Raw genomic sequence first — 25,968 nt, forward strand, 5'->3', positions numbered from 1 at the left:
ACGAGCGTACACACGCTGTGTACGCTCGTACATATCAAGGCTCGAAGTCAGCCATCCTGTTCCTGGATTCGCCGGGCGGCCTCGAGCAGCAGGTCGCGGGGGATCTCGACGAGCAGTTCACCGTCCGGCGGGGTGATGGCGGTGGTGGCATAGCCCTGGATCAGCACGGTGTCGCGATCGGTGCGGTAGACGGTCGGGCAGCTTCCGCCGCTGCAGGTGGTGACCAGCAATTGGGGGTTCGTCATGAATCGACGTTAGGAAACGCGAACTGACCCTGACAAGTGCCGGAATCTGTCAGCCGGCCATTGATTCCGGCAGCAGCATTCGGGCGTACCGTGCCTGATAGGCATTCAGGAGATCATTGATGTCGGTACTCGCGACGCTCAGAAGGGCATCGAAGACCCGCCGGTAATCCTGGATCGTCTTCCGTCCATTCGACCAGACCATCGTGTTGAGCAGATCGACACTGATCTGCCGATCGTCGATGATGCTGAACCCGTGATAGGGCGCTACGGGTAGTTCGGCCGTATCCGGGAGGATTCGAAAGTCGACATTCTGACAGTTTGCCAACTCGCGGACCCGGGCGATCTGCGCAACCATCGCCGCGGGTTCGCAGACTCGATTGCGTAAGACCTGCTCGGTGATCAGAAAATAGAACTTGTGATCCGGCAGGAAAAGGATCTCGCTGCGCTTCATCCGCGCGTTGACCGCCTCGGAGACGGCGAGCGGCGAGTCGCTGTTGTGCGGGTCGTAGAGGTCCTTGAGGGCGAAGAGCACGGCCCGGGCATATTCACTCGTCTGGGTGAGCCCCGGGACGACCGCCGGCTGGAAGACGCGGATCTCCCGGGCCTGCATCTCCACCCGGCCGACCTCCTGCTGGCGCTCCACCAAGCGCGGCCGGGCGGTCGTCCAGTCGGTGAGTCGTTCCTGGCCACGCTCGGCCAGCGCGACCGCCTGGATCACCTCGGTGGCCGGGATGCCGAGCTTCTCGCCGATCAGCCGCACGTCGGCGGGCTCGGCGGTGACCGCGCCGGTCTCCAGCCGGGAGATCTTGGCCTGGCTCATCCCGACCCGGTCGCCGAGGGCCTGGCCGGTCATCTTTCGTGCCTTACGCCAGCGGGCCAGCATGGCACCCACCGCATCGGCGGGCTGCTCGGCCGTGGGCTGCTCGGCAGGAGGGGGCGACTCGGTCACCTTTCCTCGCCCCCTTCCATCCCGATCGAACTGCGCTATTCGCTCGCCCGCAGGGCTGCGGCGAGCAGATCTGCCGGGACCTCCACCAACTGCTCGCCCGCCGGCAGGTCGATGTCTACATTGTCTGCTGTGATTGTGTAGCCCTGCACCACCAGAGTGCCCCGATCGGTCCGGTAAACGGTCGGGCAGGTGCCACTTCCACACAGGCTGGTTACCAGAGTCAACTGCGGCGCATCAGATTTCACAAGCCGGACCATACGTCGGGGGTCAAGTCGATCACGGAATATTCGTGTCCGTGGCTCGGGTCGTGTTCTGAACCTTCACCCTACTCACGCAGTGACCGCTGCAGAAGTAGATGAGTTTCACTCACAAGGGGCGGTCGCATAGGCGTGCATATTCCGGATCGACCGGTAGAGAATGCATTTCTCCGGGCCGGACCCGGCGAGCATCAAGGCCGCCCAAGAGGGCCGGCGCTAAGGCCGGAGCGCGCTCGGGGAAAGGGTGTCGCGTCGCAGGACCTGCAGCAACTCCTCGTACGGGCCGATCAGGTAGGCCTGGTCGCCGGCGGCGAAGCGGGTGTCGCGGCGCGGCGGGTGTTCCAGGGCGCCGCCCGCGGCGGCCCGGCTGATCGCCACCACCCGGGTGCGGGCGGACAGGTCCTGCATGGCCAGGCCGTCGAGGCCGCCGCCGGGCGCGACGGTCAGCCGGCCGACCAGCATCAGCTGCGCGCCCACGTAGAAGGTCGCGATCACGTCCAGCCCGAGGGCCGCGCCGACGAACCACGGCGCGGCGAGGGCGGCGGTGGAGCGGGTCCGGCCGAGCCCGAAGTTGCGCTCGACGGTCGCGGCCAGGGTGCGGTCGAAGAGGCGCAGCACCACCGGCACGTCGCCGTCGAGCTGGTCGCGCAGGGCCAGCCCGGTCTCCAGGTTGACCAGGTCGTCGCTGGTCAGCACGGCGACCGCGCGGGCAGTGGACAACTGCACCCGGTCGAGCGTCTGCGGCAGGGTGGCGTCGCCGAAGATGACCGGGATGCCGCTGCCCCGGACCTGGGCGGCGTAGCGGCTGTTCTCGTTGCGTTCGATGACGACCACGTCGATGCCGGCGGCGGCCAGCCGTTCCACCACCCGGACCCCGACCGAACCGAGCCCGATCACCACGACGTGCCCGCTGAGCTGCCGGAGCCGCCGGTTGCCGAGGGCTTCCTCCAGTCGCAGGGTGACGACGGTGTTGGTGAGCAGCGCGAAGAACGTGGTGGCCAGCAGCACGCCGGAGATCATCAGGGTGATCGCGAAGGCCCGCAGCCACGGATGCTGATCGCGGAAGTTGAAGTCGCCGAAGCCGACGGTCGCGATCGTCTCGACGGTGAAGTAGGCGGCGTCGAGGACGCTCATCCGGGTGCCGTCGGGTTCCCGGTAGCTCAGCCGCAGCACCACGATCGAGACGCCGGCGAGCAGAAACAGGGCACCGAAGACGTACGCGAGCCGCCGGTCCAGCGCCGCGAGCAGTGACCGCGCCAGGTGCCGGCGCCCACGCAGCCGGCGGGGCTGCGAACGGGCCGGCCCGCCGAGCCCGGCCTCGGCCAGCTCGGCGGCCGAGCCGAACAGGGTGACCAGGTCGCCCTTGCGGACCCGGTGGTCGCGGCCCGGGCAGACCACCATGTCGCCGCCGTCGGCGCCGGTCACGGCGAGCGGTGCGAGCGATCCGAACCGGGTGCGCAGCCGGCTGTCGGCGTCCGCCACCACCTGCATCGCCAGGAACGGGTGCCCGTCCAGGTCGAGGTCGTGGGCGCCGGTGCCCAGGCAGGATTCGACGAGCGAGGGCGCGGACAGCCCGGCCACGTCGAGGACGGCGATCGACAGGGCGGCCAGCGCGCGCCCGACGGCCGGGTTGCGCAGTTGCACCACGATCCGCAGGTCGGGCCGGTTCTCCCGGGTCAGCAGCGCCACCTCGATGGTGTGCAGGTCGTCGGCGAGCACGCAGATGACGGCGACCGCCCCGGCCAGCCCGGCCTCGTCCAGGGTCTCCACGAGCCGCGGACTGCCGACCACGATCGGCACGCCCCAGCCGCGCACCACCCGGACGAGACGCGGATCGGCATCGTCCTCGACGACGACCACCTGAACCCCGGCGAGATGCAGCTGCTCGACCGTGCGCAGCCCCACGTCGTCGAGCCCGCAGACGATGATGTGCCCGCGCCAGTCATCCATCGGAGCAGGATCGACGCCGACGATTTCACCCGCGTTACGCCGTCTACCCTCTAGTCATGCCGGTCGATCTGGGCACCTCACGACGGGCCGGATTCACCGTCGTGGCCCTCGGCTACCTGGTGGCCGGCCTCGCCGCCTGGGCTGTCCTTGCCACATCAGGATCAAACCCTTTGCTGCGTACGCTCGAAGCGGACCTCGCGGCCACCGGCGTCATCTTCGGGCTGAGCCTGATCGTGCGAAATGCGAGCCTGTACGACGCGTACTGGAGCATCGCCCCGCCCTTGATCGTCATGGGATGGGTGTGGCTGTTGACCGACGGGCTCACCGCGCGGCAGGCGGTCGTGCTGCTGCTGGTGGTGGCGTGGGCGATCCGGCTGACCGCGAACTGGGCGCGCGGGTGGCGAGGCCTGGCGCACGAGGACTGGCGTTACGTGCAGTTGCGCGAGCAGCGCCCGCCGTGGCTCCCGTTCTGGCTGGTCAGCCTGCTGGGCATCCAGCTGATGCCGACGCTGATCGTGTTCGCCGGGCTGCTCGCGGTCTGGCCCGCGGCCACGGTGACCGACCGGCCGTGGCGTTGGCTCGACGTCGTCGCCGTAGTGGTCACGGCCGGCGCGATCGTCCTGGAGACCGTCGCCGACCGGCAGATGAGCCGCTTCACCCGCGACCCGGCGCACCGCGGCCAGGTCATCGACCGGGGCCTGTGGCGCTATTCGCGGCACCCGAACTACGTCGGCGAGATCGGCTTCTGGTGGGGCCTGTGGCTGTTCGGCCTGGCCGCGGCCCCGGACTGGTGGTGGACGATCGCCGGGCCGATCGCGATGACCGCCCTGTTCGCCTTCATCAGCGTCCCGCTGATGGACCGCCGTTCCCTGCAGCGCCGTCCGGCCTACGCCGAGCACATGCGCCGAGTCCCGGCGCTCCTGCCGCTGCCGGGCCGGCACGCTTAGCCCTAGGGGCCCGGGGTGAGCGGCTCGCTCACCCCGGGCGGTCGTTCAGCGCAGCTGCTTGCTGTACGGGGTGACGGTCAGCTTGTCGAGGACCGGGGCGTACGCGGAGCGGAGCAGGACGTCCGGCCACACGTTGGAGGCGTACGTCGTGCCGTCGAAGTTGGGCAGCTCGGCCGAGGAGAAGCGGATGGTGTTGGTGCCCTTCTTCAGTTGGACCGGGACGGTCAGCTCCCAGAAGTTGTTGTCGTGAAAGCTGTGCGGGAACAGCACCCGCTTGGCCGCGCCGCCGTTGATCGCGATGTCCGCGTGCCGGGCGAGCGGGTCGGGGTTGTAGTGGGTGGCCTCGGCCTGCTCCGGGTTGGAGTAGCGGATGCGCAGGGCGTAGGTGCCGGCCTGGGTGGCCGGCACGCTGACCGTCAGGGTGTTGTCGCCGGTCACGCCGGTGACCGCCGAGCCGCCACTGGCCAGGGACTTCGCGGTCGCGGTGGCGGTGCCGGCGAGGGTGCCGCTCTCCGCCTCCACCGTGGTCGCCCGCAGGCTGGTGCCGGCCGGGGTGACGTCGAGCTTGTCGAGCAGGGCGACACCGGTGGCGGTGATCTTGTTGACGCCGCCGGACAGCGACGCCGCCACCTTGGTGTGGCCGGGGGTCAGCGTGCCCACGTCGACGCCGTTGACCGCCAGCTTGGCCGCGCCCGCGACGACCGCCAGGTTCAGTGTCGCCTCGGCGTCGGCCTTGGAGTAGACCCAGAACGTCGCGCTGCCGCCGGGCGCCACCGCGGCGCCGCCGGAGCCGGAGGCCTTGCGGGGGAGCAGGTAGGTGGGCAGCGCCCTGGTCAGCGAGGCCAGCTCGGCCTCGTAGGTGGACGTACCCGCGGCCGGGTTGGGCAGTGCGAGGGTGATCCGGTCGAGGATGGTGTCGCCCTTGGTGGCCTTCGTGCCGTCGAGGCTCTTGGCGGCCAGCGCGATGGTGTGCTTGCCGGCCGTCAGCGTCACGGTCGTGTCGGTGTGGTCCCAGACCACCCACTTGTAGCCGAGCGGCAGGAACAGTTCCTGCTCGGCGGCGCCGTCGACGCGCAGGAACACGTTGGTCGGCCCCTGCTCCTGCACCAGCGGGTAGGTGTTCAGCGAGTTGGCGAACACCGACAGGTCGTATTTACCGGTGGTCGGCACGTCGACATCGAAGGAGAGGACTCCGTCGCTGCCGGTGCGCAGGCCACCCACGTCGTACCCGCCGGAGGTGTAGAACTTCGACACGTCGGCCGTCGAGCCCTCCGGACCGTTCTTGCTGTAGCCGCCGCCGGTGTAGGTGGCCGCTTCGGCCTCATACGAGCCCTGCCACAGCGTCGTCGATGCGGCGGCCGCGGAACCACCGGTGGCCGGCGACAACACGATCTCGTACGCCGAGGATTCGCTGAGTTTGGGCAGGTCACCCGTACCGAAATCAAGCGAGACCGCGCCGCCGCCCACCGCAAGATCCTTCTCGGTGATGAGGCGCGGCTGCGCCGAATCGCCGACCTGGCCGGTCCAGGGAATCTCGCGCACCCAGGCGTGCACCTTCCGGCCGAACGACGCGGGCACGTTCGCGAACTGGACGAAACCTTTGCTGGTGGCGCCGCCGATGATCGCGCGGGCCTGGCGCTTGGACCTGTCGAGGGTGGCGACGCCCTGCAGCGTGTAGTTCTGGCCGGGGTAGGGCGGCGTGACCGCCACCGTGTCGCCGGTCATGCTGCCGTACGCGTTGAACAGCCACCACTGGCCGTTGCCCCGGTTGGCCTGCACGGCCGAATCGGAGATGTTGCCGTCGATGTTCCAGTACGCGATGTCCGCGTCGACCTTGGACTCCTCGATCGCCGAGATCCACTGGATCATCTGCCCGGGCACCGAGGTGTGGTAGTTGAACGCGTACTCGTTGATGTTGATCGGAAGGTGTTTGCCGGGAAGCACCTCGGCTTCCCATTCGCGGTACTGCGCGACGCTCTCGCGGACCGCCTCCGGGTGGCTCAGCTCGTGCCAGGTGATCACGTCGGGCAGCGTGCCGGCCGTGTCCGCGTGCTGCAGGAAGCCCTTGACCTGGCTGAACAGGACGCTGGTGTTGGGTCCGGCGATCCGCGCCGCCGGCATCTTGCCCTTGATCAGCCGGTAGACCTCGTCCCACGCCCGGAAATAGTCGGTGGGATCGGTGAGCCAGGAGACGCCGTCGTAGCTCCACTCGCCGGTGCCGAACATGTTGCCCTCGGGCTCGTTGAACGGCACGAAGACGATGTTGTCCTGATATTTGCTATCCAGCTTCCGGACCTGATCGACCTGTACGCCGATCTTCTGCTCGAACAGCGACAGCTTCTCGGCCGGCGTGCTGCCCGGCCACTGGTAGGGGAAGCCGCGGTGGATGTCGGTCATGTAGATGTAGACATCGCCGTCGGTGCTGTCGGCGAGCGGCTTGACCACCTCGAGCGCGTCCGCCCCCGGGTGCTGCGGGCCGTCCTGCGCCTTGGTCGAGACGGTCCGCAGGTTCATCCCCTCGATCAGGTTGTTGGTCGGCACGCCCTCGCCGTAGAGGCCGTAGAGCGAGCCGGCCGCCCCGCCGTGGAACTTCCCGGTCGACTTGCCGAGGTCGATGGTGATCTCGCCCTCGCGGATGACGGTGACGGTGGCGGTGACCGCCCGGCCGGCCGCGGTGCCGGCCACCGTGAACGTGCCGCGCTGGGCGTAGGCCGACGGGTCGACCGCGGCCCACGTGATCGGCACGTCCCGGTCGTAGCCGTCGGAGAACGTGCCGCGGACGGTGGCGGGCAGGGCCGGCGCGGTGCCGATCGTGGTGCCGACCGGGAACGCGGTCTGGCTGAGCCCGGTCACCGCCGGCACGGTCTGACCCTCGGCGACCTGCGCGGCGGAGAGCGCGGTGTCCCAGACCCGGAAGTCGTCGATCGCGCCGTCGAACAGCGGGTCGGCGTAGAACGACTTGCCGATGTAGCCGGACGTCGTGGTGGCCGCATCGATCAGCGCGCCCGCGGTGACCGTGGTCGCGGCCGACGAGACGAACGCGCCGTCCAGGTAGGTGCTGAGCCGGCCGGCCGAGGTGTCCAGGGTGAACGTGATGGTCTTCCAGGCGTTCGCGGGCAGCGCGGCCGAGCCGTACACCTCCGCCGCGGCGCCGCCGACGTTGGCCGCGACCGCGGTGAGCAACCGGCCGTCGCCGCTGTACGGGGTGGTGAAGATGCGGCTCGTGGTGTCCTTGCCGAGCGCGTAGATCCACTGCCAGGGCGCGAGGACGCCGTCCCACTTCACCCGCAGCGAGACGGTCAGGTCGGTGCGGCCGGCCAGGACGCCGCGCGGCAGCGTCACGTACGCCCCGGTCGACGTCGGGGCGCCGCCGGGCAGCACGAGCGCACCGTCCACGAGCGACGCGGTGGATCCGTTGACGAGCGTGCCGTTCAGGCCGTTGCCGGACGAGTCGGTGATCACCCCGGTCGCCAGATCGTCGGCGTCGAACGTGTAGGCGACCACCGGCGCCGGCACGTCGGCCGCCGCCGCGGGCCCGGCGGCGACGGCGAGCGAGGCGGTCACCCCCAGAAGAGTGATGACCGGGAAACTAAGAAAACCTTTTCTCAACGGGACCCACCTCATCGATCGCGATGTCACCCTGGGATTTCGGCCACGTTACGTACGGCCGGTCCCGCCCGTCAATCCCTTGGCGTCCAGTTAGGAAAAGGTTTTCCCTTTTTCGGGCGGCGTGGGTTGCGCGCATTTGCAAGGGTCTATCCCGGGGCCGGGAAGGACCCGGCACGGGGAGGCACCAGATGCGTAGACGAAGACTGCCCGCCGTATTGCTCAGCTCAGCCCTGGTCATCGGGGCCCTACAGGCACCGGCGGCAGCAGCGCCGTCCACGACCACCGCTCTGGATTCGTCGAACAAGGCAATTTCGGTCACCCTCATCACCGGCGACCGGGTCACCACCAACGGCAAGGGCGCATCGGTTCAGCCCGGACCGGGCCGCAGCAAAGTCCGGTTCCTGAGCCAGACCGTCCAGGGCCACCGCTACGTGATCCCGTCCGACGCGCTCGCGCTCCTGCGCGCCGGCCGGATCGACAAGCGCCTGTTCGACCTGGGCGCGCTCACCGGGCGCGGCGGGGCCGACCTGCACCTGCTCATCTCGTACCCGAAGAACAGCGCCACCGGCGCCCGCAGCGCGCTCACCGCCGGCGGTGCCCGGGTCACCCGCGACATCCCGGCCGTCGGCGTCATGGCCGCCCAGGCCAACCTGACCGAGCGGGCCGCCCTCTGGTCGTCGCTGACCGGCGGCGGCACGAACGCGCGCTCGCTGAAGCCCGGCCTGCAGCGGGTCTGGCTCGACGGGCAGCGCAAGGTCACGCTCGACCACAGCGTGCCGCAGATCGGCGCGCCGACCGCCTGGCAGGCCGGTTACGACGGCACCGGCACCACGGTCGCCATCCTCGACACCGGCGTCGACGCCACCCACCCGGATCTCGCCGGGAAGATCGCCGGCACGGAAAACTTCACCACCACCGCGACGGCTGATGACGAGGTCGGGCACGGCACCCACGTGGCGTCGATCATCGCGGGCACCGGCGCCGCGTCGGGCGGCCGCTACAAGGGCGTCGCCCCCGGCGCCAAGCTGCTCATCGGCAAGGTGTGCGAGACCGAGTTCTGCGACGACTCGGCGATCCTGGCCGGCATGGCCTGGGCGGCCGAGCGCGCGCCGGTGATCAACATGAGCCTCGGCGGTGGCGACACCCCCGAGATCGACCCGCTCGAGCAGGCCGTCAACGACCTGACCGCGCAGTACAACACGCTGTTCGTGATCGCGTCCGGCAACGCCGGCCCGAACTCGGCCGGCTCGCCGTCCACCGCCGACGCCGCCCTCGCGGTCGGCGCCGTCGACCGCGACGACCAGCTGGCCTACTTCTCCAGCACCGGCCCGCGGGTCGGCGACCACGCCATCAAGCCGGACATCACCGCGCCCGGCGTGGACATCGTGGCCGCCAAGGCCAAGAACGGCTTCATCGGTGACCCGGCGCCGGTCGACGGCTACGTGTCGCTCTCCGGCACCTCGATGGCCACCCCGCACGTGGCCGGCGCGGCCGCCATCCTGACCCAGGAGCACCCGTCCTGGTCGTCGGCGCTGCGCAAGAACACGCTGATGGGCTCGGCCAAGCCGATCGACGGCACCGGGGTCTTCGAGCAGGGCGCCGGCCGGGTCGACGTGGCCCGCGAGATCGCCCAGAACGTCTCCGCCGACCAGGGCAGCCTCAGCTTCGGCCTGGCGATCTGGCCGCACGGCGACGACCAGCCGGTCACCAGGACGATCACCTACCGCAACTCCGGCACGGCGGCGGTCACCCTGACCCTCTCCGCGCTGTCCGCACCGTTCTCGGTCGCCGCCACCACGCTGACCGTTCCGGCCGGCGGCACGGCGAGCACCACGGTCACCGCCGACACCAGCAACCCGGCGCTGTCCGACGGCACGCTCGGCGGCTACCTCACGGCCACCGCCGACGGCGGCGTCCGGGTGGTCACGCCGGTCGGGGTCGACCGCGAGGTGGAGAGCTACGACCTCACGGTCAACACCATCAACCGGGACGGTACGCCGAGCCTCGACCACTACGCGGGCCTGTTCAACCTGGACACGTTCCAGAACTTCGACGTCTACCAGGAGAAGGGCACCGAGACGGTCCGGGTGCCCAAGGGCCGCTACGGCGCGTTCGTCTGGATCAACAACGCCGCGGACGAGACGACCGCCATGCTCACCCTGACCGAGCTGGTCGTCGACAAGGCGAAGACGGTCACGTTCGACGGCCGCACCGCCAAGCCGATCGTGGTCAAGGCGCCGCAGGCCGACGCCGGCACCACGCTGGCCGCGGTCAACGCGGACTGGGCGCTTCCCGAGTTCGGCATCTCGGCGAGCGCGCTCGGCCTCACCTTCGACCAGCTGTTCGCGGCGCCGGCCTCGTCGGTGTCCAAGGACTTCTTCCTGGCCGGCGTGAACGGCGGGTTCGCCGTTCCGGGGGCGGACGGCCGGTTCCGGAACAGCCCGTGGACCACCGACCTGGCCTACTTCCAGCCCGGCAAGATGTTCGACGGCCTGGTGAAGAAGCCGCGGCTCAGTGACCTGGCCACGATCAAGGCCGACTACTCGGTGGCCGCCACCGGGGCCGAGGGCACCAAGGGCAACATGGCCCAGTATTCCGAGAACAGCGGTGGCTGGTTCACCGCGCTGCCGTTCAGCCTGCCGTTCCACCGCACCGAGTACGTGAACACCGAAGCGCCGTGGATGGGCGACTTCATGCAGCAGCTGCCGGCCGCCGGCGACGACGAATGGCCGGAGCTGATCAGCGAGCAGATCGCCGGCCGGGTGCCGTTCCGGGCCGGTCGCACCTACCACCATGCGTGGAACACCGCGGTGTTCGGGCCGAACGTCACGCAGCCGCTCTGGGAGGGCGACTGGGTGACCCGGCAGGGCGACCACCTGATGGCGTACCCGTCGCTGTTCGGTGACGGAGCCGGCCACCCCGGCTTCTCCACGGTCGACACCCAGACGGCGGCGCTCTACCAGGGCAGCACCAAGCTGGGCGACGGCAACGAGTTCGACCTGCCGGCCGCGACCGGGACCTATCGCCTGGAGGCCTCGGCCACCCGGAGCGCTCCGCACCTGTTCGCCACCTCGGTGAGCGCGTCGTGGACGTTCAAGTCCGGGCACGCACCCGCCGAGGGCTACCAGCGGCTGCCGCTCTCCACGGTCCGGATCAGCCCGCGCCTGGACAGCGCCAACACGGCCGCGTCGGGCTGCCGCTTCGAGATTCCGCTGACCGTCGAGCACCAGCCGGGCTCCACCGCCGGCACGGCTAGGTCGGTGCGGGTCGACGTGTCCTACGACGACGGTAAGACGTGGCACCGGGCCGACGTGCGCGGTTCGGGCGACAACCGGGTGGCGACCGTCAACCACCCGCGCGGCGCGGGCTTCGCCTCGCTGCGCGTCTCGGCCACCGACAGCAAGAACAACACGGTGACCCAGACGGTCATCCGCGCGTACGCCCTGCGCTGATGACCGGGCCGGGGTGGCGGGCGATGTGCCCGTCACCCCGGCCTTTTGGTCAGTCCCGGGCTACCGCGTAGCCGACGACCACGGCGGCCGACACTCGGCCTTGGCCCGGGCCGCGGCGACCGCCTTACCGGCGGCCGAGGAAGGCCAGCAGGCGGGCGCCCGGTGGGGCGTCGCACGGCAGGGGGAGCGGGCGGGCGAAGCGGCCCGGGCGGTCGGCCGGGTGCAGGAGCAGGACGGCCAGGTCCAGGAGCTCGTCGGCCAGGTCGTCGGGGATCGGGCGCGGGCGGTTGCAGGACTGGGAGACGTCCCAGCCGTGGGCCGCCAGCTCGATCGCGCCGGCGCCGGCTACCAAAGGTGCGCTCAGGGTCGCGTGCTCCACGCGTACGGAAAAAGGGGTGTCGCAAGCGGAAGCCCATGCGCCCAGCAAGCGCACCGCCTGGTCCCGCGCCTGCGGGATCACTCCGCCCGGCGAAGGCGGCGGCAGCAGGGTGACCGACGCGGTTTCGGCGGCCTCCTCCAGCGCCGCCATCGAGTCGAGCAGGTGCTCCAGCAGGGCGTGCAGGTCCCAGGCGCGGCAGGGGGTCGGTGCGGACAGCAGCGCCGGCGTGACCAGGGAAAGGCTGCCCAGGCAGTACGCGACTGCCCGCTCCAGCACGGCCACCCCGGCCCGCAGCGCCACGTCCATCAGGTCACCGGCAGTTTTTCGGGCAGGCCGAACGTCCGGAACAGGCGCAGGTCGAAGAAGCACGACACGTGGCTCACGCCGTCCTTCGTCAGGGTCAGCACGGGCATGTTGAACGGGCGGTAGACGTCGCCGTCGCGCATGTAGAGGCCGAACCCGTGCTGGCCGTTCGCCCGGATCGGGAGCAGTTTCATGTCACCAGGGCCCTTCGCGGGGCAGCGCGTGTCGACCAGGCGGGCGATGTCGTCCGGGCCCTGGTACCAACCGGTGAACGGGGGCATCTCCCAGACCGCGTCCTTGGTGAAGATGTCGACCATCGCGCGGATGTCCTTGGCCTCGAACGCGGCCACGAAACGGTCCAGCAGCTCGCGCTCGGCGGCGGAGTCCGGCTCGGTCATCTCGTCGGCGGACACCGTCACGTGCGACAGGTGGGCACGGGCCCGCTGCAGGGCGCTGTTCACCGACGCGACCGTCATGTCGAGCATCTCGGCGACCTCTGCCGCCGGCCACTGCAGCACGTCCCGCAGGATCAGGACCGCGCGCTGCCGTGGCGGAAGATACTGCATGGCGGCGACCACGGCCAGCCGGATGCTCTCCCGGCCGGTCACCACCGACGCCGGGTCGCCCTGCATCGCGTCCGGCAGCGGCTCCAGCCACGGCACCTCGCGCTGTTCGATCAGGTCGTCGGCCGGGTCGGAGCTGGGCGCGCCGAGGCCGATCGGCAGCGGGCGGCGGCTGCGCGACTCCAGTGCGGTGAGGCAGGCGTTGGTGGCGATGCGGTGCAGCCAGGTGCGCATCGAGGAGCGGCCCTCGAAACGGTCGTACGAGCGCCAGGCCCGGACGTACGTCTCCTGCACCAGGTCCTCGGCGTCGTAGACCGAGCCCAGCATGCGATAGCAGTGCGCCAGCAGCTCGCGACGGTACGGATCCGCCTGCTGAACGAACTCGGTGTCCACCACGCCACCTCCTCGTGAAGTACTGACCGGCGTCCGCCGCCGAACTCATCGCATGGTAGTGACCGCGGGGTCAGCGGAGCTGCTCCCGGCGGCGCAGCAGGGCATGGAACAGGATCAGCGCCTCGCCCGGTTCAGTCGCGGAGAGTGCCAATTAGGTCCGTGTGGATGAACCTCCGGAGGTTACCGGCACGTAAACAACGCCGAAGGGGGTGTCGACATGACCATGGTGGAGACGGAGACCCGGACCGAGGCGCATCGGCCGCTGCACTCCGCGCGCGGCACGCGCCATAAATGGATCGCCATCGCGGCCACCGCACTGGTGCTGCTGCTGGCGCTGACCATGCTCGCCTACGCCGTGCCCCTGCCGCTGCTCGACGGCTATCTGCGCCAGCAGATCGTCGACCGGGTGAGCAGCCAGGTCGCCTGCCCGGGTGCGGCGGCGGTGGCCACCGAGGTGACCGTCGGCGGCGGGACGCTGGTGCCGCAGGCGCTGCGGCAGAACCTGTCCGAGGTGAAGCTGACCGTCCCGGACGCCACCCTCTCGGGTGTCCCGCACGCCCGCTTCACCGCGACCATGCGCGACGTCACCCAGCCGGCCGGCGGCACCCACGTCGGCAGCATGGACGCCACCATCGCGGTCGGTTTCGCCAACCTGCCCACGCCGAAGGGCACCCCGAAGCGCACCTTCCACCGGGCCGGCGACGGCGGGCTCAGCGTCGACGTGACGATGCCGGCCGACGCCGCCGACAACGTCCAGGCCAAGCTGTTCATGAAGATGCGCCTGCGCGGCGAGACCGCGCAGTCGGTGCCGGAGCGGTTGGAGATCTTCGGGAAGTCGCTGCCGGCTTCGCAGGTGGGCGATCTTGCCGGTGGGGTACGCAGTCAGCAGTTGCCGCACCTGCCGGCCGGCGTCACCTACAACTCGATCACCCCGCGGACCGACGGCGTGCACATCGGGATCGGCGGTGTCTCGGTCAACGCGCTGAGCACGCTGCCCACCGACGTCGGCGGCCGGACCGTCTCCTACACGGCGGCGAACGGCCTGCTCGGCATCAACACCACCGCGATCGGCGTGCCGCTGACCATCCACACCGCGCCGGTGCTCAGCGGCGGCACCCTCAACCTGGAACCGAGGCTGGTGCACATCCTCGGCGGCGACCACAAGCCGAACGACCCGATCGCGAAGCTGGTGCTCGGCCAGATCAACCAGGAGGACCTGAAGCAGACCCTGCCGGTGCTGCCGTCCGGGGTGAGCTACCGGTCGGTGAGCGTGGACGCGCAGGGCATCAAGGTGGTCATCGGCGGGGTCACCACCCAGCCGTTCTCGGTGCTGAAGCAGCCGCCCGGCAACCCGACCGTGTTCGGCGCCGAGGGCGGGCGGCTGACCGCGACCGCGACCGGCGGTTCCGGCGAGGCGACCCCGGTGGTCCTCTACGGCCGCCCGGTCATCAAGGGCAGCACCTTGGACATCGCCCCGGACCAGGTGGAGATGTTCGGCGTACGCTTCCCGGCCGCCAACGTCCTGTCCCAGGTGGCCCCCCAGGAGACCACTTACGAGCTGCAGAAACTCCCGGCCGGCCTGATCTACGCGGGGGTCGACGTGCAGCCGAACGGCCTGCTGATCCGCCTGACCGGCCAGGACGTCACCCTGCAGCGCGGCGCCCTGACCGGGGGGAGTTGCTAGGTCAGCCGGTGGCGCGGCTGCGCCACAGCAGCCAGACGAAGTAGGGCGCGCCGATCATGGCGGTCATCAGGCCGGCCGCCAGCTGGGACGGCGCGATGACCGTGCGGCCGAGGGTGTCGGCGACGCTGACCAGCAGCGCGCCGAGCCCGACCGCGACCGGGATGGCCCGGCTGTGCCGGGCGCCGACCAGCGCCCGGGCGGCGTGCGGCGCGACCAGCCCGACGAAGGCGAGCGCGCCGACCGCCACCGCCGCGACCGCGGTGAGCAGCGCGGCGATGGTGAGGAAGCCGAGCCGGGCCCGGCTCAGCGGCACGCCGAGCACCCGCGGCACGTCCTCGTCGAGGGCGACCAGGTCGAGGGTGCGGGCCCCGGCCAGGGTCAGCGGCAGCGCCACCAGCAGGGCGATCGCGACCGGGACGACCTGCGCGGTGGTGCGGCCGTAGGTCGAGCCGGACAGCCAGGTCAGCGCGGTGTTGACGTTCCACGGGGAGACCGCGACCACGATCAGCGTGGTGATCGCGGTGGCCGCGGCGCTGACCCCGACCCCGATCAGCACGATCCGGTCGGAGGCCGGCCCACGCCCGGCGGCCAGCCAGTAGACCAGGGCGAACGTGCCGAGCGCGGCCGCCGTGGCGGCGCCCAGCACCGGCCAGACGCCGAGGCCGGGCAGCAGCATGACGACGGCGACCGCGCCGACACTGGCGCCGGGGGTGACGCCGAGCAGGCTGGGCTCGGCGAGGGCGTTGCGGCAGACGGCCTGCACGATCGCGCCGGCCAGGGCCAACGCGGCGCCGCCGAAGAGCGCGGCGAGGACCCGCGGCCAGCGCTGGTCGAGCACGAAGCTGACCTGCCGGCCGGAGATGCCCTTGGCCCAGTTGACGACGTCGCCGAGCAGCACCATCCGGTCGCCGAGCAGCAGGGCCGCGACGAACGCGGCGACCAGGGCCACCACCAGGACCGTGCTGACCGCGATGATCCAGCCGCGGGAGCGGACCGAGCCGTGCGCGCCGCGGGCCGGGACCGAGGCCGGGCCGCCGTCGCGCAGCCCGCGGGCCAGCCAGACCAGCACGACCGCGCCGGCCAGGGTGGTGACCACGCCGGTGGGCACCGAGATGGACTTGTCGGCCGAGAACACCCAGCGCATCAGCACGTCGGCGCCGACCACGATGACCGCGCCGGCCAGGCCGGCGAACGGCAGGAGCCGCAGGTGGGCGCCGAGGCCGGGGACCTTGCGGGCGATCAGCCGGGCGATCACCGGCGCGCACAGGCCGACGAAGCCGATCGGGCCGGCCACCGTGACGGCGATCGCGGAGAGCAGGACGGCCAGGGTCACCGCGAGCACCCGGGTGCGGCGTACGTCGATGCCGAGCACCCGGGCGGTGTCGTCGCCGAGGGCCAGCACGTCGAGGCGGTGCGCGATCAGCAGCGCTCCGGCCAGGGCCGGCGCGATGATCGGGGCGGCCACGGTGACCTGGTGCGATCCGGACTGGACGGTGGAGCCGCTGCCCCACGCGTACAGGCCGAGGGTGTTCTGGGTGAACAGCATCAGCAGCACGGTGGTGAGCGAGTTGAGGGCGAGGGCCACCGCCGAGCCGGCCAGCACGAGCCGGGTCGGGCCGGCCGCGCCGCCGCGGGCCACCAGCAGCACCAGGCCGGAGGCGAGCAGGCCGCCGACGAAGGCGACCAGGCCGTTGGCGACGAACGGCAGGGCCAGGCCGGAGGCGGCGACGGCGACCACCGAGACGTAGGCGCCGGCGTTGACGGCGAGGGTGTCGGGGGAGGCGAGCGGGTTGCGGGCCACCGACTGGAACACCCCGCCGGCGACGCCGACCCCGATGCCGACGAGCAGGGCGGCGGCGAGGCGGGGGAGGCGGCTGGCGACGAGTACGGCCACCGCCTGGTCCCGGGCGCTGTCGTCGGGTGCCCACGGCCAGAGGGCGTTCAGGAGTTCCCCGACGCCGAGGCGCGCGGTGCCCTGGGTGAGGTGCACCGCGGCCAGGGCGGCGAGCAGCACGACCGCAACGGCGAAGACCCCTATGACGCCGTACGTCCTAGGAGCGTTTTTCGCCTTTTGTTCTGGTAGTAAAACGGTCGTGCTGGTCATGTCAGGCGGTTACGGCCGCGGTGAGGGCGTCGATGTAGGCGTTCGCCGAGAGCGGCCCGCCGAACATCCAGATGCCGTCCGGGATGCGCTTGACCCTGTTCGCGGTGACGAACGGCAGCTGCTTCCACACCGCGTTGGTCTTCAGGCTGTCGGTGAAGTCGCCGCCGTCGCTCTTGTTGGCCACGTAGAGGAAGGTGGTCTGCGCGTCGGTGATCTTGGTGAGGCCCTCGACGTCGGTATGCGCGAGGCCGTAGTCCTTGTCGCCGCCGGTCGTCCACTGGCCGGTCAGGCCCAGCTCCTTGGCGATGCCGCCGAAGAACGAGGTCGGCGTGTACATCCGGACGGTGACCGTGCCGGAGTCGACCCAGCCGTCGGCCATGACGAACGGCGCGCCGGTCCTGCCCGCCTTGGCGAGGGCGTCCTTGCCCGCCGCGACCTTGGCGTCGAAGCCGGCCAGCAGCTCGGTCGCCTTCGCGTCGGTGCCGGTCGCCTTGGCCAGGGTGGTGACGGTCTTGCGCATGTAGCCGATCGGGTCGGTGCCGTCCGACCCGCGCAGCGCGAGCACCGGGATCTTCGCGGCGATCTGCTTGATCACCGTCTCCGGCAGGTCGGTGGTGGTGACGACCAGGTCGGGGTCGAGCGCGATGATCGCGTCGAGGCTGGGCTCGCCGCGGGTGCCGACGTCCGGGGTGGAGGCGTCGATCGGGGCGCTGGTGTCCCAGGTGTTGTAGCCCTTCACGTCGGCCTCGCCGACCGGCTTCACGCCGAGCGCGACGAGGTTCTCGGTGAGGCCCCACTCGAGGGAGACCACGTTCTTGGCGGGCGCGTCCAGGTGGACGGTGCCGCGCTCGTCGGTGAGGTCGACCGGGCCGGTGGGCGCCGACGACGCCGGGGCGGCGGTGTCGGTCGTGTCTTCGGTGGTGCCGCAGGCCGCGATCAGCATCACGGTGAGCGCGACCGCCGAGGTGGCGAGGGCGCGGCGGGTGATCCTCATTTAGATGGAAACCTTTCGGGTGTGATGCCGGCCGACCGGCCGGGTGCGGACGTGGCCGTCACCGTCGACGTGGACGTCGATGCGCAGGCCGTAGATCTCGGTGAGCAAGTCGGACGTGAGCACCTCGGCGGGGCTGCCGGTGGCGCGCACGACGCCCTTCTCCAGCAACACGACCTCGTCGGCGACGGCGGCCGCCTGGTCGAGGTCGTGCAGCACCACCCCGACCGCGACGCCGTGCTCGTCGGCGAGGTCGCGCACGATGTCCAGCGTCTCGATCTGGTAGCGCAGGTCGAGGAAGGTGGTGGGCTCGTCGAGCAGCACCACCCCGGTGTCCTGGGCCAGGCAGGTGGCCAGCCAGACCCGCTGCAGCTCGCCGCCGGACAGCTCGTCGACGGCCCGGTCGGCCATCCCGGCGACCCCGGTCAGCTCCATCGCCCGCTGCACGTGGGCCGGCCCGTCGGCGTCGCCGGCGCCGAACCGGCCGCGGTAGGGGTGCCGGCCGTAGGCGACGACGTCGCGCACCCGCACCCCGCCCGGCGTCGGCCGGGACTGGGTGAGCAGGGTGACCTGCCGGGCGAAGTCCTTGGGGCGCAACGCGAACGCGTCCGCGCCGTCGAGGGTGACGGTGCCGGACTGCGGGTGGTGCAGCCGGGCGAGCGAGCGCAGCAGCGTCGACTTGCCCGACCCGTTGGGCCCGATGAGCGCGACGACGGTGCCGGCCCGCAGGGCGATGCCGGCGCCGTGCACGACGGTCCGCCCGTCGTAGGCGAGCGTCAGATCTGCGCCGGTGAGCGCAGCGTCCCTGGTCATGAGGTGAGGCTAACCTAATTCACCGAGGCCGAACACGAGGGTTCATCCTGGTGAACCGCATCACGCCGCTACCATCCCGAGGAATGATCTCCTTCGCCGATCCGGCCCTCGCCACCGACAACGTCTTCGTCGCCTCGATCACCGACCTGGTCAACGAGGTCTACGCGGCCGCCGAGCAGGGGTTGTGGTCCGGCGAGACGGACCGCACCAACGCTGCGGCGGTGGCCGCGCTGATCGCGGCCGGCGAGCTGGTGGTCGCGCGGGAGGACGGCGAGATCGTCGGCGCGGCCCGGGTGCAGCGGCTGCCCACCGGCGAGGGCGAGGTCGGCATGCTGGTGGCGCACCCCAAGCGGCGCGGCGCCGGCATCGGACGAGAGCTTTTGGCGTACGCCGAGGGCTGGGCCCGCACCCGCGGACTGACCACCATGCAGCTGGAGTTGCTGGTGCCGCGGACCTGGACGCACCCGGTCAAGGACTTCCTGCGCGGCTGGTACACCCGGGCCGGCTACCAGGTCGTCCGGGTCACCGACCTCACCGAGGACTACCCGGAGCTGCACCCGCGCCTGGCCACCCCCTGCGACTTCCTGATCTTCAACAAGGCGCTGTAAGCCGTTTGTGCCAGTTTGCCGGGCATGCATTGATGTCGATCAGTCAACTGACTTAGGTTCCATTGGTCTTCTTCTCTTTGGCTATTTCTTGGGGGGACACAATGGACTATCCGTTTACCCAGCCCACCGCACTGGAGCCGCCGGAGGAGTGGGCTCAGTTGCGCGACGAGTGCCCGGTCGCCCGGATCCGGATGGCCAGCGGTGACGAGGCACTGCTGCTCACCCGCTACGACGACGTGCGCGGCATGCTCGCCGACCCCCGCTTCACGCACAACCTGACCCAGCCCGACGCGGCCCGCATCGCCGACTCGGAGAGCGGCGGCGTGTTCAACGAGGGCTCGATGGTCTCGGACATGAGCAGCGGCGAGGGCCACCTGCGCTGGCGGCGGATGATGAGCCGCTCGTTCACCGCCAAGCGGGTCAACGCGCTGCGCCCGCGGATCGAGGAGCTCGCGCACGGCCTGATCGACGACATGGAGGCGAGCGGCGCCCCGGCCGACCTCGGCGCCGCGCTCGGCTTCCCGCTGCCGGTCTTCGTGATCTGCGAGCTGCTCGGCGTCCCCGCCGACCACCGGGACCGGTTCGCCCACTGGTCCGACGCGATGCTCAACCTCACCCGCTACCCCCAGGACGAGCTGGACACCGCGGCCGCCGAGTTCCACGAGTTCATGGCCTCCCACGTCCGCGGCAAGCGGGAGAAGCCGGGCGACGACCTGCTCAGCGAGCTGGCCACGATCGTCGACGCGCAGGACGGCCGGCTCGGCGAGGCCGAGCTGATCATGACGGCGCAGGGCCTGCTGGTGGCCGGGCACGAGACCACCGCCAACATGATCGGCAAGATGGTCGCGATGCTGCTGGCCGACCGCTCCCGCTGGGAGTCGCTGCTCGCCGACCGGGAGCTCATCCCGTCGGCGGTGGAGGAGTCGCTGCGCTTCGACGCCAACCCCAACTTCGGCATCCCGCGCTACCTCAGCGAGCCGGTCGAGGTCGCCGGTCAGACGCTGCCGGCCGGCACCACGGTCATCACCAACCTCGCCGCCGCCAACCGGGACACCTGCGCCTTCGCCGACGCCGGCGAGATGGTGCTCGACCGCAAGCCCAACCCGCACCTCGCGTTCGGTGCCGGCCCGCACTCCTGCCTGGGTCAGTCGCTCGCCCGGGTCGAGCTGCAGACCGTCCTCGGCGTCCTCCTCGACCGGCTGCCCGGCCTCGATCTCGTCGTCGGCCCGGACGAGCTGCGCCGCCGGGAGGGCCTGATCGTCGGCGGCATCGAGGAGGTTCCGGTTCGATGGTGACCGCGGCTTCGCCGCGGCGGGTGCGGGCTGACGCGCTGGCCACCCAGCAGCTTTTGGTGCGTACGGCGGAAAGGTTGTTCGCGGAGCGAGGGGTGCACGCCGTCTCGAACCGGCAGATCGCCGAAGCCGCCGGCCAGGGCAGCAACTCCGCGGTCGGCTACCACATCGGCACCAAGGCCGACCTGGTCGCCACGATCATCCGGATGCACGCGGTCCCGATGGACCGGATGCGCACCCGGATGCTGAGCCGCGCCACCGACCCGCGCGCCCTGATCGGCTGCGTGGTGCTGCCGCTCACCCGGCACCTGGCCGAGCTGGGCGTGCCGAGCTGGTACGCCCGCTGCTCGGCCCAGATCCTGATCGACCCGGTCCTGCGCACGGTGGCCATCGACTCGGCGACCTCGACGCCGCCGATGCGCGCGGCGATGGACGCGCTGCTCGCCGCGGTGCCGCCGGCCGCGGTGGCCCGGGCCGGCATGGTCGGCCACCTGATCATCCACACGTGTGCCGACCACGAGCGGGACATCGCCGGCGGCAACGCCCCGCCCGGTTCGTGGCCGCAGACCGGCAACCTGCTGATCGACGCGATCGCCGACCTGCTGGGCGTCTCGTCCGGAAAGGACCGTCACCGTGGAGATAACCGTTGACCAGGACTCGTGCTGCGGCGCGGGTCAGTGCGTGATGATCGCCCCGGAGGTCTTCGACCAGCGCGAGGAGGACGGCGTCGTGGTCCTCCTCGACCCGGCCCCGCCCGCGTCGCTGTTCCCGGTCGTCGCGAACGCCGCGGCCATGTGCCCGGCCGCGGCGATCACGTTGACGGATTAGTTCGCGACCATCGAGTAGTTGTCGGTGGTCACCTGCCCGACGCTGTCCAGCGTCAGGCCGAACGTGACGGCCTTGGTGCCGGCCGGCACGACCGGTGAGGTCCAGCTCGCGGTGGCGTAGGCGGCCGAGGCCGTGAACGCCGGGCTCTGCGTCCACCACGACCACGTCCCGGCGCTGTCCTGCCGGTAGAGGGTGAGGAAGGTGGGCGCGCTCGACTTGTACGTCAGGCTCAGCGTGTACGTGTGGCCGGTCAGCACCAGCGGCGCGCAGTTCCCGCTGTCCCAGCCCGGGATCAGCTTGGCGTCGCCGTCGGTGCGGCTGGTCAGCTCGAGCCGCTCGGCCCAGCTGCCGTCGGCCGCGTCCGCGACCCTGGTCCACACCGGCGTGTTGGTGCCGTAGCCGGTGCCGGTCCAGCACTGCGGGAAACCATCCGCCCCGGGTGTCTCCAAGGATGGGTTGACCAGCGCGTTCACCCCGACCGGCGCGGGCACCGCGGTGGTGTCGGCCAGGCCGTAGTCGTCCACGGTGAGGGTGCCGACGCTGTCGATGGTCAGCCCGAAACTGACCGCGACGGCGGCGGCCGGTGGCACCGGGCTGAGCCAGGTCGCCTGGGTCCAGGCCGCGGCGGCGGCCAGGCGCGGACTCTGCGTCCAGTAGCTCCACTGCCCGATCGCGTTGCGCTGGTAAAGGGTGAAGAAGACCGGGACCGTCGACCTGTACCAGGCGCTCACCTGATACGTCCGGCCCGGCGCCACCTGCGACGAGCACTGGCCGAGGTCGAACGTCGGCACCAGCTTCGCGTCCCCGTCGGTCCGGCTGGTCATCGCGATCTGCGACGCCCACGAGCCGGTGTGCGCGCCGGCCACCCGCGTGGTGGTGACCGTGTTCGTGCCGTACCCGGCCGAGCTGAAGCAGTCCGGAATGGTGGTGGCAGCGGTCTCCAGCGACGCGTTGCGGACCGTGTTGACGCCGGGCGCCCCCGGTGCCGGCGGCGCGGTCGGCGCGACCGCGGGTTTGACCGCCCCGCCGAGGACCTGCTGGACCGTCCGGACCGTGGTGCGGATCGTCGGCGCCGAGCGCGGCTGGAGCCACGCCAGGAACTGGTCGAGGATGGCCGGCGTGATCGACTCGGCCGGGCAGCCGCTGCCGGCGCACAGGTGGTGCAGGTTGAGCGGCACCCACCCGCCGGTGACCTCGGCCCGGGTGACGACGCTCTTCAGGTTGGCCAGGGTCCAGTTGCTCTCGATGTCGTCCGGGGTGCGGATCGCCCACTTGTCGGCGGGCGGCACGGTCTCGGCCACCGGGCAGTCCGAACAGCTGAACGGCGAACGCAGGTCGCCGGCCGCCCGGGCCGAGTTGTATCCGCACGTCTGCACGATCGACTTCGTAGTCGAATCGAATTCAACGAATGGGTACGCGAACGACGTCACCGAATATCCCCAGGACAACAGCGTATTGCGGTCCAGGCAGATCTGCCGGTTCTGTTCGGCCGGGGAAAGGGTCGGCAGGTTTTGGTGGGTCGCGGTATGCCCGCCGATCTCGTGGCCGGCCGCCTTGAGCGAATCCAGGTCGGCCCTGGTCATGTAGCCGGGCAGCCCGATCAGCGCCGAGTTGATGTAGAAGGTGCCGGTCATGCCGTACTTCTCCAGCAGCGTCTTGCCCTGCAGCTGGTCGGCGACGCCGTCGTCGAACGTGAACGTGACCTGCACCGGTTTGCTGGCCGAAGCCTGCGCCGGCGCCCCGATCAGCGCCACCATGATTGCCCCTGCCAAAACCGCGGCGAAAGCCTTCCCCGTCATTTTTGGGACTATGCCACTCGGTTCACGAATCTCCTACCGGCACAAAGATGCCTTTTGGTGGCGGCGGGCGGTAATTCCGAAATGGACTGCCCGAAAGAATGACGGGCGGCCCGGATGATCAGACTTATCGGCGCGCTTTTGCGACGACCCGGCCGCGCTCGGAGTCGGGGAAACGGTCGAGCATCGCCCGGACCTCGGCGGCGTCGGTATCGGCCCCGAAGATCTCGGTGCCGGGTTCCATCCGTACGCCCTCGGCCAGCGGCCCGGCCACCACCGGGTCGAAACCGAGCGTGTCGACCAGGGCGGCGACCTCGTCCACGCCGTCGTCCCCGGCGATCGCGATCGCCTTGCGCCCGGGCGACCCGGCCGGCCGGGCACCCTCCTCGATGTCGTGGTAGCCCATGTGGTTGAACGCCTTCACCACCCGCGCCCCCGGCAGGAACGCCTGGACGATCTCGCTGGACGACGTGCGCGGGTCGGTGAGGTCGTCGCGGCGGCCGTCGACCTCCCACCAGTAGTTCATCGCGTCGACGACCAGCTTGCCGCGCAGCGCCCCGGCCGGCACCGTGCGGTACTTGCCGAGCGGCAGCGCGAGGATGACGATGTCCGACCGCTCGGCCGCCTCGGTCGCGGTCACCGTGGTCGCGCCCGGGGTCAGCACCTCGACGATCAGCCGGATCTTCGCCGGGTCGCCCGAGCCGGCCACCAGCACCTGGTAACCGGCGGCGACGGCGAGGCGGGCCAGGACGGTGCCGACCTTGCCCGCGCCCAGGATGCCGATCGTGGTCATTTTTCCTCCGCCAGCAGCTCGCGGACCATCGGCGCCACCTTCGCGCCGAACAGCTCGACCGCGCGCGTCCGGGCGGCGACCGGCTGCGCACCGGCGGTGTAGATCATGTCGAAGCGGCCCACGCCGAGTGACCTTACGGTGCGGGCGATCTTGCGGGCCACGGTGTCCGGCGACCCGATGTACAGCGAGCCGTGCTCCGCCTCGGCGTCGAACTCGGCCCGCTTCAGCGGCGGCCAGCCGCGCAGCGCCCCGATCCGGTCCCGGATCACCTTGTAGGGCGCGTAGTAGAGCTCCCTGGCCTCCTCGTCGGTGTCGGCGACGAAGCCGGGGGAGTGCATGCCGACCGGGTGCGCGACGGTGCCGAGCTGGTCGGCGGCCCGCCGGTAGAGATCGACGTACGGAGCGAAGCGCTCCGGGGAACCACCGATGATCGCCAGCATCAGCGGCAGGCCGTAGCGGGCGGTGCGGACCACCGACTGGGGTGAGCCGCCGACGCCGACCCAGGTGGTCAGCCGGCCGGACTCGGTCTTCGGGAACACGTCGGCGTCCTGAAGCGGGGCACGGGTGGTGCCGCTCCAGGTGACCGGCTCCTCGTCGAGCAGCTTCGCGAACAGGTCGAGCTTCTCCTCGAAGAGGACGTCGTAGTCGCTCAGGTCGTACCCGAAAAGGGGGAACGACTCGGTGAACGAGCCGCGCCCGAGGATGACCTCGGCGCGGCCGTTGGCGATCGCGTCGACGGTCGCGAACCGCTGGAACACCCGGACCGGGTCGTCCGAACTGAGCACGGTGACGCCGGAGCCGAGCCGGATGCGCTTGGTGCGCCCGGCGATGCCGGCCAGCACGGTCTCCGGGGTGGAGATCGAATACTCCGGGCGGTGGTGCTCGCCGAGGGCGATCGCGTCGACGCCGAGTTCGTCGGCGAGCACCGCCTCCTCGACCACCTGCCGGATCGCGGCGGCGTGCGAGAGAGGGGCGCCGGCGTCGTCCACCGGCACGTCGCCGAAGGTGTCGAGGCCGAGAATGAGGTCACTCATGGTGCTGTCCTCCAGTAATTGACGTGTCAACTATGAAGCCGTACGATTGACATGTCAACTACAGGGGGTGGGTTCTTATGCCCGGCACACGCAAGCTGCCGACCCGCGAGGAGTTGCGCATCTGGCGCGACTTCCTGGAGACCGGCGAGGCGCTCCGCAATGTGCTCGCCGCCCGGCTGCAGGCCGACACCGGTCTCTCGCCCGGCGACTACGCGGTGCTGCTGGCGCTGAGCGAGGCCGAGGGCAACCAGGTGCGCTCGTCCGAGCTGGCGGCGCTGGTCGGCTGGGAACGCAGCCGCCTGTCCCACCACCTCGGCCGGATGGAGCGGCGCGGCCTGATCACCCGCGAGGAGTGCGCCACCGACAGCCGGGGCGCGGTCGTGGTCCAGGCCCCGGCCGGCGCCGAGGCCTTCCAGGCGGCCACGGTCCCGCACCTGCGAGCCATCCGGGAGCTGTTCGTCGACGCGCTCACCCCGGCCCAGATCACCGCCGCCGGCGAGATCGCCGCCGCCCTGCGCCAACGCTTGCGTGACTAGGTTCCGGCCTATTGGAAATCGAGCTGTGCGATGTCCCAGGTGGACAGGCAGAACGGGTGTCCCACCGGATCGGCGTACACGAAGCAGTGATCGAGTTGGGCTGGAAGTCGAAGCGGGTGGCGCCGGCAGCGAGGAGCGCGCCGCGGTCGCCGCGAGGTCGTCGACGGCTCGCCTCGGCTCGATCTTGTCGAGTTGCGGTGCCAGCCGCACAGTGACTCGACTAGATCCTTCCGGGCAGGGTCACAGTCAGCTCCCTGCAGTCGAGCTGCCGGGCGGCCCGAGACCCGTCCTTCGGGAGGTCGAGCTGCCGGGCGTGCCGAGACCCCGTCCTTCGGGAAAGTGGAGCTGCTGGTGGCGGGCAAGGCCCCAACCTCCGGGAAGTCGGGCCGTCGGTTGCCGGCCAAGACCCCAATTTCAAGAAATCGGGGCGCGGAGGTTCGCA

General features: G+C 70.9%; 21 protein-coding genes. 8 read left to right on the plus strand and 13 right to left on the minus strand.

What is annotated here, in order from left to right; translation table 11 throughout:
- Nucleotides 1–47: 47 nt before the first annotated feature.
- From Adu01nite_RS27890 to Adu01nite_RS27905, 4 genes are all read right to left on the minus strand, one after another.
- Entirely contained in the window at nt 48–245 is a 198-nt protein-coding gene (locus Adu01nite_RS27890; RefSeq protein ID WP_203730865.1) for a hypothetical protein, read from the minus strand.
- Nucleotides 246–294: 49 nt separating this feature from the next.
- Entirely contained in the window at nt 295–1,194 is a 900-nt protein-coding gene (locus Adu01nite_RS27895) for a helix-turn-helix domain-containing protein (protein WP_203730867.1), read from the minus strand.
- 35 nt (nt 1,195–1,229) lie between these two features.
- Nucleotides 1,230–1,439, minus strand: a complete 210-nt coding sequence (locus Adu01nite_RS27900) for a hypothetical protein (RefSeq protein WP_239132746.1) — start codon at nt 1,437–1,439, stop codon at nt 1,230–1,232.
- A 228-nt stretch (nt 1,440–1,667) separates the two neighbouring features.
- Complete coding sequence (locus tag Adu01nite_RS27905) at nt 1,668–3,401, minus strand: NAD-binding protein (RefSeq protein ID WP_203730869.1); 1,734 nt, start codon at nt 3,399–3,401, stop codon at nt 1,668–1,670.
- A gap of 56 nt (nt 3,402–3,457) precedes the next feature.
- On the opposite strand from Adu01nite_RS27905, the gene Adu01nite_RS27910 reads away from it, so the two are divergent.
- A complete protein-coding gene (locus Adu01nite_RS27910) occupies nt 3,458–4,348 on the plus strand; it encodes a DUF1295 domain-containing protein (protein WP_203730871.1) in 891 nt (296 codons plus the stop codon).
- Nucleotides 4,349–4,393: 45 nt separating this feature from the next.
- Here the strand turns inward: Adu01nite_RS27910 and Adu01nite_RS27915 are convergent, their stop codons facing one another.
- Nucleotides 4,394–7,912, minus strand: a complete 3,519-nt coding sequence (locus Adu01nite_RS27915) for a LamG-like jellyroll fold domain-containing protein (RefSeq protein WP_239132747.1) — start codon at nt 7,910–7,912, stop codon at nt 4,394–4,396.
- Nucleotides 7,913–8,145: 233 nt separating this feature from the next.
- Between Adu01nite_RS27915 and Adu01nite_RS27920 the strand changes: the two genes are divergently transcribed.
- A complete protein-coding gene (locus Adu01nite_RS27920; protein ID WP_203730876.1) occupies nt 8,146–11,409 on the plus strand; it encodes a S8 family serine peptidase in 3,264 nt (1,087 codons plus the stop codon).
- 124 nt (nt 11,410–11,533) lie between these two features.
- Here the strand turns inward: Adu01nite_RS27920 and Adu01nite_RS27925 are convergent, their stop codons facing one another.
- Together Adu01nite_RS27925 and Adu01nite_RS27930 are read right to left on the minus strand one after the other, a co-directional pair.
- The gene (locus Adu01nite_RS27925) at nt 11,534–12,094 is read right to left on the minus strand and encodes a TIGR03086 family metal-binding protein (protein WP_203730878.1); all 561 of its coding nucleotides are present in this window, start codon (nt 12,092–12,094) and stop codon (nt 11,534–11,536) included.
- On the minus strand, nt 12,094–13,047 hold the full coding sequence (locus tag Adu01nite_RS27930; protein ID WP_203731075.1) for a sigma-70 family RNA polymerase sigma factor: 954 nt from the start codon (nt 13,045–13,047) through the stop codon (nt 12,094–12,096). Before Adu01nite_RS27930 ends, Adu01nite_RS27925 begins: the two co-directional genes overlap by 1 nt.
- A gap of 217 nt (nt 13,048–13,264) precedes the next feature.
- Here Adu01nite_RS27930 and Adu01nite_RS27935 point away from each other — a divergent pair, with 217 nt between their 5' ends.
- Nucleotides 13,265–14,731, plus strand: coding sequence for an LmeA family phospholipid-binding protein (locus Adu01nite_RS27935; RefSeq protein WP_203730879.1), 1,467 nt, complete (start codon nt 13,265–13,267; stop codon nt 14,729–14,731).
- Nucleotide 14,732: 1 nt separating this feature from the next.
- Here the strand turns inward: Adu01nite_RS27935 and Adu01nite_RS27940 are convergent, their stop codons facing one another.
- The 3 genes from Adu01nite_RS27940 to Adu01nite_RS27950 are packed head-to-tail and all read right to left on the minus strand — an operon-like array spanning nt 14,733 to nt 18,639.
- The gene (locus tag Adu01nite_RS27940; RefSeq protein WP_203730881.1) at nt 14,733–16,835 is read right to left on the minus strand and encodes an iron ABC transporter permease; all 2,103 of its coding nucleotides are present in this window, start codon (nt 16,833–16,835) and stop codon (nt 14,733–14,735) included.
- Nucleotide 16,836: 1 nt separating this feature from the next.
- Nucleotides 16,837–17,829 carry an ABC transporter substrate-binding protein gene (locus Adu01nite_RS27945; protein WP_203730884.1) on the minus strand — a complete coding sequence of 331 codons (993 nt, stop codon included), beginning with the start codon at nt 17,827–17,829 and terminating at the stop codon, nt 16,837–16,839.
- Complete coding sequence (locus tag Adu01nite_RS27950; protein ID WP_203730885.1) at nt 17,830–18,639, minus strand: ABC transporter ATP-binding protein; 810 nt, start codon at nt 18,637–18,639, stop codon at nt 17,830–17,832.
- 83 nt (nt 18,640–18,722) lie between these two features.
- On the opposite strand from Adu01nite_RS27950, the gene Adu01nite_RS27955 reads away from it, so the two are divergent.
- The 4 genes from Adu01nite_RS27955 (at nt 18,723) to Adu01nite_RS27970 (ending at nt 21,367) form a co-directional block, all read left to right on the plus strand.
- Nucleotides 18,723–19,247: a GNAT family N-acetyltransferase gene (locus Adu01nite_RS27955; RefSeq protein WP_203730887.1), complete on the plus strand. Its 525-nt coding sequence runs from the start codon at nt 18,723–18,725 to the stop codon at nt 19,245–19,247.
- A 101-nt stretch (nt 19,248–19,348) separates the two neighbouring features.
- Nucleotides 19,349–20,542: a cytochrome P450 gene (locus tag Adu01nite_RS27960; protein ID WP_203730889.1), complete on the plus strand. Its 1,194-nt coding sequence runs from the start codon at nt 19,349–19,351 to the stop codon at nt 20,540–20,542.
- Complete coding sequence (locus tag Adu01nite_RS27965) at nt 20,536–21,189, plus strand: TetR/AcrR family transcriptional regulator (RefSeq protein WP_203730891.1); 654 nt, start codon at nt 20,536–20,538, stop codon at nt 21,187–21,189. Before Adu01nite_RS27960 ends, Adu01nite_RS27965 begins: the two co-directional genes overlap by 7 nt.
- Complete coding sequence (locus tag Adu01nite_RS27970; RefSeq protein WP_203730893.1) at nt 21,173–21,367, plus strand: ferredoxin; 195 nt, start codon at nt 21,173–21,175, stop codon at nt 21,365–21,367. Before Adu01nite_RS27965 ends, Adu01nite_RS27970 begins: the two co-directional genes overlap by 17 nt.
- Here Adu01nite_RS27970 and Adu01nite_RS27975 read toward each other — a convergent pair.
- The 3 genes from Adu01nite_RS27975 to Adu01nite_RS27985 form a co-directional block, all read right to left on the minus strand.
- Nucleotides 21,364–23,166: a polysaccharide deacetylase family protein gene (locus tag Adu01nite_RS27975; protein WP_203730895.1), complete on the minus strand. Its 1,803-nt coding sequence runs from the start codon at nt 23,164–23,166 to the stop codon at nt 21,364–21,366. The two genes, Adu01nite_RS27970 and Adu01nite_RS27975, sit on opposite strands and share 4 nt — an antisense overlap.
- A gap of 124 nt (nt 23,167–23,290) precedes the next feature.
- The gene (locus Adu01nite_RS27980; protein ID WP_203730897.1) at nt 23,291–23,956 is read right to left on the minus strand and encodes an NADPH-dependent F420 reductase; all 666 of its coding nucleotides are present in this window, start codon (nt 23,954–23,956) and stop codon (nt 23,291–23,293) included.
- Nucleotides 23,953–24,990: an LLM class flavin-dependent oxidoreductase gene (locus tag Adu01nite_RS27985; RefSeq protein WP_203730898.1), complete on the minus strand. Its 1,038-nt coding sequence runs from the start codon at nt 24,988–24,990 to the stop codon at nt 23,953–23,955. The genes Adu01nite_RS27980 and Adu01nite_RS27985 overlap by 4 nt, the downstream gene beginning before the upstream one ends.
- A 77-nt stretch (nt 24,991–25,067) precedes the next feature.
- On the opposite strand from Adu01nite_RS27985, the gene Adu01nite_RS27990 reads away from it, so the two are divergent.
- Nucleotides 25,068–25,526 (plus strand): MarR family winged helix-turn-helix transcriptional regulator, encoded by a 459-nt coding sequence (locus Adu01nite_RS27990; RefSeq protein WP_203730900.1) that lies wholly within the window; start codon nt 25,068–25,070, stop codon nt 25,524–25,526.
- The last annotated feature ends 442 nt before the right edge of the window (nt 25,527–25,968 follow it).

The organism is Paractinoplanes durhamensis, assembly GCF_016862175.1.
GTDB lineage: Bacteria > Actinomycetota > Actinomycetes > Mycobacteriales > Micromonosporaceae > Actinoplanes > Actinoplanes durhamensis.